The organism is Acinetobacter sp. IK31 (assembly GCF_035615195.1).
Classification (GTDB): domain Bacteria; phylum Pseudomonadota; class Gammaproteobacteria; order Pseudomonadales; family Moraxellaceae; genus Acinetobacter; species Acinetobacter calcoaceticus_C.
The window spans coordinates 462,296-475,603 of the sequence record NZ_JANBOB010000016.1; the positions used below are offsets into that span (position 1 = coordinate 462,296).

Below are 13,308 nucleotides of genomic sequence, written 5' to 3' on the forward strand. Positions count from 1 at the left end.
AAATTTAATTGATACATTTTGACAAAATGAAAATGGATAAAACTCGATATTTGAAGTGAATCACACTTTTATCCAAATTTGAATATTAGTTTATATTTTATTCGGTATTAAACCGTGGGGAAAAGGCATTTATATGCTTTTAAAATTATGTTGAACAAAAGAAGTCTATCGATAGAGCCTTTTTACCATTGGTGGCAAGACCGAGTCTTTATTGCTGCGACAATATTGGCAATCTTACTGCATATTTTTGTATTGCTCATTCATTTTGCGATGCCTAGCCCATCAGAGCAATCGACTAAAGAGATTGCAATTTCAATTCGATCAAGCAATGAGCCGGTTCAGCAGGCAGACTTTTTGGCACAAGCGGACCAGCAAGGTTCGGGCACATTTCGTGAAGCCCACCGTACCTCTAGCGATACACCAAATCCTATGCCTAATGATGTGTCAACTGGAGATGCACAGTTAGAAAGTTTGCAAAAGGTTCAGCAACAAAGAGAGCTTAAATTTGAAGAAAAAGTCTTAATGACTGTTTTGAGTTGGCAAAAACAAGCTGATGCAAGTCAAAGAAAAAAACAATTAGAACAATTACAAAGTCAATTTCAGGCAAAAGCTGCGATGGTTGCGAGCCTTGAAGCACAATATTTACAACGTAGACAAGATTTCAGCCGCCAGCAAAAAATAAAAACGGTAGATGGAATTCAGGCGAAAAAAGATGCCTCGGCTGCTTATTTAGATAAGTTCCGTGAAAAAGTGGAGTTGTATGGTAATCGCTATTATCCGGAAGAAGCCAAATTGCAACAGTTGAAAGGCGAAGTTCGTTTAATGGTTATTTTAAATGCTCAAGGTGGAATTCGTGCAATCCGGTTACTTGAGAGCTCAGAGTATTCGGTATTGGATGAAGCTGCAAAATCTTCAGTACGTCGCGGCGCACCATTTGGACATTTTGATATCAATATGAAAGATATTTCTGAATTACGTATAGTGCGTACTTGGCGTTTTGATCCGGCTCAAGCAGAATTTGAAGTGCATTAATAAAAAATGTGGATAAGTTTTAGCTTATCCACATTGATTTGAGTTAATTAGACAAAATCTCACTTGAAGGTAGACGATGTTTTTCATCTAATTAGAAATGGTTAGATCTGTTCTTGGTAGGGATTGTCTATATTCAGCTTTGCTAGAATTTCAACTTCAAGCCCTTCCATTTCTTCAGCTTCTTCGTCACTCGTTTCGTGGTCATAACCGAGTAAATGCAAAACACCATGTACTAATAAATGTGCAAAGTGTTCTTGAGCTGTTTTCTTTTGTTCAATTGCTTCTTGCAATACAACTGGAATACAAATGACTAAGTCACCCAGAGGAAAGGCATCAAGCATTGGTAAAACTTCTTCGGGAATATCACTTGGAAAAGATAAAACATTGGTTGGTTTATCTTTCTCTCGATATTGCAGATTAAGTTGTTGGCTTTCTGCTAAATCGACACAAGCAACGCCAATTTCGCAATCTTCTTTATAACCAACGTGGCGTAAGGTTGTCTCAATAATTTTTTTGAGTTGAGCCCGTTTGAGCTCTAACTCAGGTAATTGAAGGTCTTGCTGTAAACTTAAACTGATTTTCAAAATGAATCCTTAGGGTCTGTTGAACATTCACAGATGATTGTGACATCGAGTGTTTTTTAGATGATACTAGGCGTGGACTATGAAATTTAGTTATTCTAAATGAATAGTTCACAACGATGTAGCAGCAAGAAACACTCTTGTCCCGAAGGGTTGTGGCTAAAATTATCTCAGACTACGTTATGAAACTTGGAAAGGGGCTCGCCATTCCCTACATTTCATGCCTTGCCTGCTCAATTTTAGCCGACAACGCAATCCAATTTTGAATATTCAACAAACCCTAGGCATCCTGATGTTGCAAGTCTGCTGCTGTATCGTTCTCAGCGACTAATGCTTCCTGATGGGCTTTACGTTCAGCACGTGCTTCGGCATTAAGACGATGTTGTTCACCATCCCAACCTTCATAAGCCTCAACGATTTTTTGAACCAGTTGATGGCGTACAACATCGCGGGAATGGAAACGGGTAATATGAATTTCTGTAATATTCTCAAGTACACGCAGTGCGTGTGCCAAACCAGATTGTTGACCTTTAGGTAAATCGACTTGAGTAATGTCACCTGTAATTACTGCACGAGAGCCAAAACCTAAACGGGTCAAGAACATTTTCATTTGTTCAGGTGTTGTGTTTTGAGCTTCATCCAAAATGACAAATGAATGGTTAAGTGTACGACCACGCATATATGCAAGAGGCGCAACTTCAATTACTTGACGCTCGATTAACTTGGCAACTTTTTCAAAGCCAAGCATTTCGTAAAGAGCATCGTAAAGAGGACGTAGATATGGGTCAATTTTCTGGGTTAAATCACCCGGTAAGAAACCGAGCTTTTCTCCAGCTTCTACAGCAGGACGTACAAGTAAAATCCGCTGGATTTCGTTACGTTCTAGCATATCTACGGCGGCGGCAACTGCTAAATAGGTTTTACCTGTACCCGCAGGGCCTACACCAAAAGAAATATCGCTTTGTAAAATACGTTGTACATAACGTTTTTGATTGGCACCACGTGGATTAATGCGGCCTTTTCGGGTCTGGAAATAGACATCGAGCGGCGCATCATGCTCATCCATTTCATCACCAACCAACTCAAAATTTCGTTCAGTTTGTGAAGATTGAATGAGGAGGTGTAATAGATCGGCACTGATTTGCTGGGATACTTCGGACTCTTCGTAGAGTCGTTGCAATAAAGCTTCGGCTCTCCCAACAGCATCTATTTCACCATCTATGTGAAAAACATCTCCACGATGAGTAATTTTGACATCTAAACGCTGTTCAATTTGCTTCAGGTGCCCATTATAGGCACCTAGAATGCTCTTTAAACGTTCCATTGAAATTTCAGGAAATGTTACGGTACGTCGAATCGCTGCAGTCAAGAGAAAACCTTTCAGTAGACTTTAGAATACCTCTACATTACGCCACGTCAGGTTCAAGATTCAAGAGTTCACCGTAAACAAAATTTAAAGTTTTAATTTCAGTAATCTCAATCTCTGCAAAACGGCCAACCCAAGTTGCATCACCTACAAAAGTGACTAGACGTGTATTGTCAGCAGTACCAATTAAAATATTAGGGTCTTGATCAGATACTTTTTCAATAAGTACACGTTCAATTTTACCTAACATGGCATCTGTTTTTTCAATACTAGACTGTTTAATTACTTTTTGAACGAGAGCTAAACGTTCTTTTTTAACTTGCTCAGGTGTGGTGTCTGGCAAGTCTGATGCTGGTGTGCCTGGGCGTTTTGAATAAACAAAACTATACGAATGATCAAAGTCTAAATCTTTGATAAATTGCAATGTTTCTGCGAAATTTTCATCGGTTTCACCTGGGAAGCCAATAATAAAGTCACTTGATAAATGCATATCTGGACGAATTTTGCGTAGCTTCGCAATTTTATCGATATAGACATCAATCGTGTGATTTCGCTTCATTGCCTTTAAAACATCATTCGAACCACTTTGTACCGGCAAATGTAAATGTGACACCATTTGAGGTAAATCTTCATAACACTGAATAAGCTCATCAGAGAACTCAAGTGGGTGCGATGTTGTATAGCGTAAGCGTCCAATACCCGGAATTTCTGCAACGAGTCGTAACAATTCAGGGAAGGTACAGATGCCACCTTCAAAGGTTTCACCGCGGTAACCATTTACATTTTGACCAAGAAGTGAAATTTCACGGACACCTTTTTCAGCAAGCCCTGCAATTTCTGCAAGTACATCGTCTAAAGGTCGAGAAACTTCTTCACCGCGTGTATAGGGAACTACACAGAAAGAACAGTATTTAGAACAGCCTTCCATAATAGAAACAAAGGCTTTAAAGCCTTCTACACGTGGTTCTGGTAAAAAGTCGAACTTTTCAATATCTGGGAAAGAAATATCAACCAGTTTGATTTTGTCTTTTTTTGGTTTTTCTACTTGAGCATTATGTTGATCAAGCATTTGCGGTAAACGGTGTAATGTTTGAGGGCCAAAAATCATGTCCACATAAGGCGCACGTTTTTGAATGTTGTCACCTTCTTGAGAGGCAACACACCCACCAACACCAATCACAAGATCAGGATTTTTGTCTTTTAATTTGCGCCAGCGTCCTAATTCACTGAATACTTTTTCCTGTGCTTTTTCACGGATAGAGCATGTATTCATGAGCAGGATATCTGCTTCATTAGGGTTGCTCGTTAAAATGTAACCGTGAGAGTCCCCTAAAAGGTCTGCCATACGGTGACTGTCATACTCATTCATCTGACACCCTTGAGTTTCAATATAAAGTTTTTTTATTGAAACATCAGTGGTGTGCGTTGGCTGGGTAACAGTGTTTTCTGAGGCAGCTTTGGCACCATTGGGAATGAAGGTTTGAACCGTCATGCAGGCTCCTAACAGATCGATCTAAAAAAGAATAAATTTGCCCAAAATGGGTCAAACCATTCATTATAGCAGTATTTGGACCGAACCGATAACAGTAAACCTTCAGAACAGGACACGGTTTTTTTGAAGTAAATTATGTAAATTTTAATGATGTTGAATCAGAGAGTTACATAACACAACAAAAGAAAGCATGAAGACTAATTAAACTATGCTCTGAAGGTGAATAGTCAGGGTTTAACACATTTATGAGACCAAGTAGAAAGAGCTCATCCATCCATAGTCATGTAATGAAAAATAAATATATGCATCGTAGCTGGTTAGGAGCTATGTGTTTACTTGGTTGTTCATTTACCTATGCTGCCGAAGAGCAGTTTAATGATGCATTGAACGCTGCAAATAGTGGCAATACTGCACTATTAGACCAATATCAGCTTGCCATGCAAAATGATGTATTAGGGTACTATCCGGAATATTGGAAACTTAATACCAATCTTGGCTTTCAACCTTCAGCTTCGATTGTAAGTTTTGCTCAACGTTATCCTCAATCAGCAATGGCTGAGAAATTAGCAGCCGATTATGTTGAAGAAAAAGTTAAACAAGCTGACTTTGCATCTGCACAACCTTTACTATCTTATGTAACTAACCCAGATCAGGCCGAAAATTGCGCATTGGCACAGGTGAGAGCAAGAACTGGTGATGCATTAGTTTTCGCTGAATACAAAGATGTATGGTTAGCAACCGAGTCACAACCAGAATCTTGTATTGGGTTAGGACGCATGATGTTGTCTAGTCCGTTAATGAGCGCACAAGATAAACAACAGCGTCTTTGGGTGCAATTACGTTCTGGTTTAACAGGACAGGCCCTTGCTACGGCACAAACTTTGGGTATGAATTTGTCTTTGGCTCAGCTCAATCAAATTCAGGCTAATCCACTCAATTATTTGTGGACTGCGCCTAAAACCAATGATACAGACTATGCTTATTTGATTTTTGCATTAGGTCGTTTGGCTAATAATGACTTAAGCAACGCTTTTGCGAATGTCCAACGTGTCGCTCAAGGTACACCAGAGAATATACAAAAGTATTTATATCGAACCGTGGCTTATATTGGTGGCACCACGGTCATGAAAAATAATTTCAATCGTGAAGTTCTTCAATATTTTGATGCAAGTTATGGTTATCCATTAAGTCCGGAAGAAGCTGAAATTTATGCACGTCAGGCAATTCGATTTGGTGCGTGGGAAAGTTTAATTCGTGCCATTGATGCTATGACCGTGACACAAAAACAAGAAGACCGCTGGCAATATTGGCTTGCTCGTGCAACAGAGCAGCGCGGTGATAGTAATTCAAAAAATACTGCACAACGTATTTATAAAAAATTGGCTGAAAGTGGTGATGACTATCACAACCTTTTAGCAAAAGATCGTTTGGGCGAACGTTATAATCATCAACCTTACGATGATCAACCCACTTCAAGTGATTTAAGACGTTTAGACCAGAATGTTCACTTTAATCGTGCTTTTACTTTAAGACGTATTAACGCAAATCCAACCTATACCAACCGAGAATGGAACTGGGCAGTTCGACAAGCTTATCTTCAACATGATGATGGTGTGTTGTTAGCTGCGGCAAAGCGTGCTCATGACATGGGGTGGTATGACCGTGCAATTTATGCAGCAGATCGTACAACAAATAAACATAATGATACGTATCGCTATGTGACGCCGCATAAGACTAATGTTGTAAGTCATAGTTACAATGCAGGAATTGATCCAGCGTGGGCGTATGGTTTAATGCGACAAGAAAGCCGATTTGTTACCTCCGCGCGTTCTCATGTTGGAGCGGGTGGGCTTATGCAAATTATGCCTGATACGGCGAAGTTGATTGCACGTCAAATGGGCGAAACCTATAATCCAGCGGCATTAAATGAAATGAATACCAATATTCGATATGGTACATTTTATTTGTCGATGATTCAGGGACAATTAAGCAATAATCCAGTTTTGGCAACGGCAGGTTATAATGCTGGGCCTAATCGGGCAAGACGTTGGCAACCGGACTATCAATCAATTTCGGCTGACCAATATACAGAAACAATTCCATTGTTAGAAACCAGAGACTATGTCAAGCATGTTATGACGAATGCAACACATTATGGTGTGATATTGGGTCAAGGGGCTCAATCATTGTCGCAACGTATGAAAGTCATTCCAATGCGTACATCGCCTTAAGTTTAGGTAGTTGATGATGGATCTTCTTTTAATTGGCATATTCAAGTTTTAATTAAATGAAATATAGATATTTGGAACTTCGTTCAATTTTGCAACTTGCATGGTGGCTTATCTGTGCAGGGGTAGGATTGATGAGTTCCGTTTTGCATGCCGAACCTGTTAATTTACAGGGGTATGTTATGCATGTACAAATGACACCTGCCGCATGTGCGTTAGATCCCTCTAAACAAAAACAACGTAAATGTCTTGAAGGATATTCATTGACAATTACAGGCCTGATGCCAGAAACAAATCAAACTGATTGTTCAACAGAAAGTTCGGCCTCTCTTTCTCCATTACAAGCTAAAGTCGTAGCTCGGGTTATGCCTGACAATAATGCGCGTGTACAGCTTTGGAAAAGTGTAGGGGGGTGCGTTCCTATGAATGCCAGTCAATATTTCCGGACAGTCATTAACTTTGCTGAACGTTTAAAAATTCCAGCTAGCCTTACAAGTTCGACGAATGTTGAAATACAACAGTCAGCCTTAAAACAGCAATTTACTCGTCTTAATCCGAGCCTTCCGCAAAATGGCATTCGTTTGACTTGTCAGTTGTCGCGTTCAGATGTTGTTTTAACGGAAGTGAAGGTGTGTTACACAGTAAAAGGCCAATATAAACAATGTGCAAATCATGTGGTATCGAATTGCCCAGGTGAAATCACGATTAAAGGTAGTTACTAAAGATGGCGATCATTTCGTAAAAAAATGCTGACCATGCATTGAATCTTTTTGTAAATATTAATTTGTATTTTCTATCAGACTTTTGGTGAAAATGAGTCGCTTTTACATGCATCTGCCACATCTTTAGAGTACAATCTTTGCCGTTTATGATGATTTAGTTAGATGGAATTCCTATTTAGCTAGATTAAGGACATTCATTGGAGACAATTACATGAAGCAACCCGTTCGTGTTGCCGTGACTGGCGCTGCAGGTCAAATTGGTTACAGCTTATTATTCCGTATCGCAAGCGGTGAAATGTTAGGTAAAGATCAACCTGTTATTTTACAATTGCTTGAAGTTCCAGTTGAAAAAGCTCAACAAGCGCTTAAAGGCGTAATGATGGAACTTGATGACTGTGCTTTCCCTTTATTGGCTGGCATGATCGGGACTGATGATCCGAAAGTTGCATTTAAAGATGTTGACTACGCTTTATTGGTAGGTTCTCGTCCACGTGGTCCTGGTATGGAACGTGCTGACTTGTTAAAAGTTAACGGTGAAATTTTCATCGGTCAAGGTCAAGCATTAAACGAAGTTGCTAGTCGTGACGTTAAAGTATTAGTTGTAGGTAACCCTGCAAACACTAACGCTTACATCGCTATGAACTCTGCTCCAGACCTTCCAGCGAAAAACTTCACTGCTATGTTGCGTCTTGATCACAACCGTGCGTTGACTCAAGTTGCTCAAAAAGCTGGTGTTGCAGTTGCTGATATCGAACACTTAACTGTTTGGGGTAACCATTCTCCAACAATGTATGCTGATTACCGTTTTGCAACTGCAAATGGTGAAAGCTTAAAAGACAAAATCAACGATGCGGCATGGAACAAAGATGTGTTCCTTCCAACTGTTGGTAAACGTGGTGCTGCGATTATCGAAGCACGTGGTTTGTCTTCTGCTGCTTCTGCTGCTAACGCTGCAATTGACCATATGCGCGACTGGGCACTTGGTACAAACGGCAAATGGGTAACTATGGGTATTCCATCTGATGGTTCTTATGGTATTCCAGAAGGCGTTATGTTCGGTTTCCCTGTAACAACTGAGAATGGTGAATACAAAATCGTTCAAGGTTTAGAAATTGATGAATTCAGCCGCGAACGTATTAACTTTACGTTAAATGAGCTTGAAGAAGAACGTGCAGCGATTGCTGACATGTTGAAATAATTTATCTTTTTGATAAGTTAAAAAAAGCACTCTTTTTAGGGTGCTTTTTTATATTCAATCATTTGACCTGAAACACAAAAAGCAACAAGAAGATATAGACACTATCATGCAAGTAAAAACGTTTTATTGTTAGATTAGTTAATAGATGATTTAAAAGAAGTTATAGGAGAATAACAATGTTTGAACAGCAACCTACTTTAGAGCTTTTATTTGATCAGCTGGGTTTAGATTCAGATGAGGCCAGTATCGAAAACTTTATCAAAACACACCAATTGCCAGCCGAACAGAAATTACATGAAGCCTCTTTTTGGTCAAAAGGCCAAAGTGATTTCTTAAAGAGTCATTGGGAAAAAGATGATGAGTGGATTGTAGTTATTGATGAGCTTAATGAACAACTACATGAAGACAGTGTGAAAAAATAAGCACATAAAAAAGGCCTGTTTTACACTCAATGTATAAAACAGGCCTAATTACATTAAGTATTTAATGTGTCTTTATTTTTAATTGATCTTTATACCATGGCTCATGACGTATAAGGTCAAATGCAGGTTGACCATGAAGCAATTCAAGATCACATGCACTCGTTGATAAATATTTAGTTAACCAATGTCGTGTTAATGCTGACTCTTGTCGAGCAGCTGACGCATAAGCCAAGAAGAAATATATATCTGCATGTTCATAGTGGGCTAATGGCTTCAAAATTTGTTGAGTAATTAGAGCAAAACGTTTTTCTTTATTTAATTCAAAATAAAGCATATACGCCTTAGCTAAATGTAAAGATAAATTAAGGTATAAGCTCAATGGCATTTCTTCATATTCCATACGAGCTTGTTCAAGCAAAACAATCGCTTCTTGTAAAAAATGAAGTTGTTCTGAACGAACATGACTTAATATTACAAGTTGCAAGCGTAAATCGGCACGCTCCAAAGCAAGTTCAGGCGTATTTTCAGTCAAATAAAGTTGATCTGTTTCACCAATTCTGTTCACAATCGTTTTACTTTCAATAGACATACGCCGTAGTCCTTCTTGTTCAATAGCATTTATATCGGGTTTATTTACTAAATTTAAAGAGTAGCCTTTACACCCAAATTGAATTTCCGCTACGAAGCCAAGCTGTGATGGAGAGCCTTTGTTGTTCAGAGGGTAATACTTCATGCAATAAATTACTTTGAAATATCACAAGTCGATTGGGTTTCGGGGTAACGATATGCCATTTCTCATTTTTATCTTGCAGTCGTAATTGACCGCCCCAATTTTCTTGCCATTCTGGATGTAAATAATAAACGGTTGAGATAATACGATCATTTTTTTGTTGAGGATTGTCTCGGTGTAAAGCATAAAACTCACCCAAGTTATAATGGGCAAAATGAGCTTCGACCTCTTTGATTCCTAAATAAAATGCTTGATTTAGATTTTGTGAAAAAGAAGTTAAGGTTTTAATATGCTGTTGAGCAATGGGAAGTTGCTCATTAATCCAGAGAATATGATCGCTACGAATATTGCTCACCACGCCGTTTTGAATACCAGCTTCTCTAAATTCATCAAGATGATGGCTGCACTCTTTGGCAACTTGAGCGCGATATTGATCCGAATAAGCTTGATTAACAATAGCAAAACCATGCGTATTTAAATCATCTAGAATTTGATCCAGATCCCATGAGTCCGGAAGCAGGTGAGAGAACATATAACCTCGAGTAGATCGTAAAAATATCAAGCAGCCTTATTTTAGATGATCACAACCTTACGAAAGAATATTTTTTTCATGTTAAACTATTTGTTGAATTGAGGAATTAAAGTCAACATGAATTACCGTCACCATTTCCATGCGGGCAACTTTGCAGATGTTATGAAGCATGTGCTTTTGCTACAGCTTCTCAACCGCTTAAATGCTAAAGATAAACCTTATCGTTATATCGATACGCATGGAGGTGCAGGAAAATATAATTTATCTCTGGCACCTTCACAAAAGTCTGGAGAGTTTCTTACAGGCATTCATCGATTAGTTCAGATATCTGACATGGAAAAGCGTCAGGCACCTGAAGCAATCCAGCAATATTTGAAGTTAGTAGAAGAACTACGCTCTCAAGAAGGTAAAGGAAGTTATCCAGGATCACCATGGTTTGCTTTGCAAGGTATGCGTGAGATTGATAAAGCAACCGTTTTTGAAATGCAGCGCGATGTTTTTGAGCAATTGCGACATAACATTTATGATAAACGTGCAGGTTTACATGAGCGTGATGCATACGAAGGCTTGCTCGGCGTTATTCCACCGAAAGAAAAACGTGGTTTGGTCATGATTGACCCGCCTTACGAATTAGAGCGTAAAGACTTTCCGCAATTAGTTGAACTTTTACAACAAGCTTATAAAAAATGGCCAACAGGTGTTTTTGCAGTTTGGTATCCGATTAAAGACCGACCGATGATTGAGCGTTTTGAAAAGAAAATGTTTAAAACGGGGATTCGTCGTCAATTAATCTGTGAAATTTGTGTATGGCCAGACGATACACCTGTAGGTTTAAATGGTTGTGGTCTATTGGTTATTAACCCACCTTGGCAGTTCTCTGAACAAGCTGACCAAGCTTTACAATGGCTATTCCCGCATTTACGCATGCAAGACATTGGTGGTCATGCGGCAGTACGCTGGTTAGTGGGTGAGTAACAATTAACTTAAATCAATGCACATGTTTGGAATAGAAAATAATGACAAATGCGCCTAAACCAGAGCAAGATTTAACTCATAATGAACATTCATTTGATGGGATTACGTTCGAAGTGGTTGAAGAAGAAGATAATCCGGAAGGACAAAAAGTGAAGCGCCGAGGAATTTATCTTTGGCCTAACTTAATTACGACGGCCGCTTTGTTGTCTGGTTTCTATTCCATCATTGCAAGTATGAATGGTGAGTTTACCCAAGCGATTTATGCCATTTTTATTGCAGCATTACTCGATGGCTTAGATGGCCGAGTTGCTCGAGCTATTGGTGCACAAAGTGCTTTTGGTGAACAATATGACTCTCTTTCCGACTTGTTAGCTTTTGGTGTAGCTCCTGCAATGCTGATGTATAGCTGGAGTTTGCATGATTTAGGACGTATTGGACTCGCATGTTGTTTTGTTTATACAGCTTGCGCAGCTTTCCGTTTAGCGCGCTTCAATGTCCAAATTGGTGTAGTTGATAAGCGTTATTTTATTGGCATAGCAAGTCCACTTGCTGCCATTATCATTATTTCACTTGTATGGGTCGCTCGCGATTACCCTTTCATTTTTGATTTACGTGATATTGCGATTAAAACCATTAATGCTGTTCTTATGGTTGTTGTGGGATTACTCATGATCTCCAATATCAAATATTACTCTTTCAAACAAATGGACCGTAAAAGAGTTCCTTTTGTAGTTATGTTGCCAGTAGTACTGATTTTTGCAGCAATCACTTATAATATTCCAATGGGCATTTTGACTGTTTCAATTATCTATGCCCTCTCTGGTTTTGTTACGACATTATTTGCACGCAAGAGTAACGGAACAATAAAAACATAAAATAGAAGAGGTTCGGTATGCCTATGTTGATGAATCAAATTAATCAATTACAGCAGCTGGGCCTTAATGCCAAAGAGGGGGTTGTCTATCAACCTTCTCGCGGCTTCTTTAAAATTGTTTATCAAGGTTTAATCCTTCCAAATCTACCGGCTCCACTGCGCTATTTTAATTACATTAGTCTGGTTGGACAGCCGCGCATTCCTCTTTGCTATAACACTCACTCAATTACGACTTCGGCAATCGATACTGCAACTGTACTTGTAAGTAATAGCCAACATAGTGTGGGACATTTAAAAACTTATTCTATTCGGCGGCAATGCCAGTTTGACTCAAAACAATATCAGTTTGATAAAACAGATTTGATTGAGTGGAAAATCCCAAAGATCCATCTTCAGCGATTAGACCTAGAAATGGGCTGTAATCTTACTATTCAGATTTCAGAAAATATCTCTAATACTTCTGCATTGCAGTGGGGAATTTCTGACTATTGGTCAACACTATGTTTATGTGAAGGGGAAGTTTTTTATAAAGGACAAAAGTATCAAGTTGAAGGATTAGGAAGGTTTAAACACGCAAGAGCTCTACATTTACCGTTTTTGTCTTTATGTTTTTATACATGCCAAATTATTAATTTAAATGAAACGACTCAGCTTACATTTTCACAAATAAGAAATCAGTGGAATATCATTTTATGTTCAAGATTAGATATTCAAGAATTTGGTAAGCCTGTTGAAAGCTTTACTGAAGATGTAAATTTACATATCCATCGCGTTTATCCAAAAGTTAAAACACCGAATGGTAAAGAGATGTATTTGCCCAGAGAATTTTCTTGGCAATGTAAGAAAAATGGAAAAATTATTTTTGAACTTTATGCACAAAGCCGTGGCGACTACAAGTTTGGATTAGCTGCTGGATATGTTGGAAGCTTCCAATATCAATTAAGTTGGAATGAACAATGTCTACAAGGTGAAGGTGGATATTGTGAATATATTGATTGTCGTCCACTTAGATGGCAGGAAAAGAATCAAGACGAGAAAATTTTAGATAAATTGATGCTTTTACAGCCATGTTTATATAAAAAATGACTATTTTTATCATTTTTGGTTAAAAAGCGAGCTGTTGTTGCAGTAATATTAAAAAAGGGGTTGCCAACGT

12 protein-coding genes and 1 pseudogene are annotated in these 13,308 nt (G+C 38.7%); 8 read left to right on the forward strand and 5 right to left on the reverse strand.

Translation table 11 applies throughout. From position 1 onward, the window contains the following. Nucleotides 1-147: 147 nt before the first annotated feature. Complete coding sequence (locus MSG66_RS10920) at nt 148-1,032, forward strand: TonB family protein (RefSeq protein ID WP_324654131.1); 885 nt, start codon at nt 148-150, stop codon at nt 1,030-1,032. 101 nt (nt 1,033-1,133) lie between these two features. Here the strand turns inward: MSG66_RS10920 and ybeY are convergent, their stop codons facing one another. The 3 genes from ybeY to miaB form a co-directional block, all read right to left on the reverse strand. Further along, entirely contained in the window at nt 1,134-1,616 is a 483-nt protein-coding gene (gene ybeY, locus MSG66_RS10925) for an rRNA maturation RNase YbeY (protein ID WP_133971680.1), read from the reverse strand. A gap of 277 nt (nt 1,617-1,893) precedes the next feature. Continuing rightward, nucleotides 1,894-2,982, reverse strand: coding sequence for a PhoH family protein (locus MSG66_RS10930; protein WP_324654132.1), 1,089 nt, complete (start codon nt 2,980-2,982; stop codon nt 1,894-1,896). Between the two features lie 37 nt (nt 2,983-3,019). After that, nucleotides 3,020-4,471 (reverse strand): tRNA (N6-isopentenyl adenosine(37)-C2)-methylthiotransferase MiaB, encoded by a 1,452-nt coding sequence (miaB, locus tag MSG66_RS10935; protein WP_324654133.1) that lies wholly within the window; start codon nt 4,469-4,471, stop codon nt 3,020-3,022. A 287-nt stretch (nt 4,472-4,758) separates the two neighbouring features. On the opposite strand from miaB, the gene MSG66_RS10940 reads away from it, so the two are divergent. From MSG66_RS10940 to MSG66_RS10955, 4 genes are all read left to right on the forward strand, one after another. After that, nucleotides 4,759-6,702 carry a lytic transglycosylase domain-containing protein gene (locus tag MSG66_RS10940; protein ID WP_202743263.1) on the forward strand — a complete coding sequence of 648 codons (1,944 nt, stop codon included), beginning with the start codon at nt 4,759-4,761 and terminating at the stop codon, nt 6,700-6,702. 56 nt (nt 6,703-6,758) lie between these two features. Further along, a complete protein-coding gene (locus tag MSG66_RS10945; RefSeq protein WP_042895121.1) occupies nt 6,759-7,421 on the forward strand; it encodes a ribonuclease T2 family protein in 663 nt (220 codons plus the stop codon). Nucleotides 7,422-7,632: 211 nt separating this feature from the next. Further along, nucleotides 7,633-8,619, forward strand: a complete 987-nt coding sequence (locus MSG66_RS10950) for a malate dehydrogenase (protein ID WP_198079357.1) — start codon at nt 7,633-7,635, stop codon at nt 8,617-8,619. A gap of 176 nt (nt 8,620-8,795) precedes the next feature. Further along, nucleotides 8,796-9,041: a DUF2789 family protein gene (locus MSG66_RS10955; RefSeq protein WP_002119522.1), complete on the forward strand. Its 246-nt coding sequence runs from the start codon at nt 8,796-8,798 to the stop codon at nt 9,039-9,041. A 61-nt stretch (nt 9,042-9,102) separates the two neighbouring features. On the opposite strand, the gene MSG66_RS10960 is transcribed toward MSG66_RS10955, so the two are convergent. Both MSG66_RS10960 and MSG66_RS10965 read right to left on the reverse strand, forming a co-directional pair. Then, nucleotides 9,103-9,630: a hypothetical protein gene (locus MSG66_RS10960; protein ID WP_042895112.1), complete on the reverse strand. Its 528-nt coding sequence runs from the start codon at nt 9,628-9,630 to the stop codon at nt 9,103-9,105. Between the two features lie 67 nt (nt 9,631-9,697). After that, the gene (locus tag MSG66_RS10965) at nt 9,698-10,303 is read right to left on the reverse strand and encodes a 2OG-Fe(II) oxygenase (RefSeq protein WP_324654134.1); all 606 of its coding nucleotides are present in this window, start codon (nt 10,301-10,303) and stop codon (nt 9,698-9,700) included. Nucleotides 10,304-10,420: 117 nt separating this feature from the next. On the opposite strand from MSG66_RS10965, the gene MSG66_RS10970 reads away from it, so the two are divergent. From MSG66_RS10970 to MSG66_RS10980, 3 genes and pseudogenes are all read left to right on the forward strand, one after another. Then, a complete protein-coding gene (locus MSG66_RS10970) occupies nt 10,421-11,278 on the forward strand; it encodes a 23S rRNA (adenine(2030)-N(6))-methyltransferase RlmJ (RefSeq protein WP_075431058.1) in 858 nt (285 codons plus the stop codon). A 41-nt stretch (nt 11,279-11,319) separates the two neighbouring features. Continuing rightward, entirely contained in the window at nt 11,320-12,153 is an 834-nt protein-coding gene (gene pssA, locus MSG66_RS10975; protein ID WP_042895106.1) for a CDP-diacylglycerol--serine O-phosphatidyltransferase, read from the forward strand. Between the two features lie 17 nt (nt 12,154-12,170). Beyond that, nucleotides 12,171-13,284 (forward strand): annotated as a pseudogene (locus tag MSG66_RS10980) (DUF6670 family protein). The last annotated feature ends 24 nt before the right edge of the window (nt 13,285-13,308 follow it).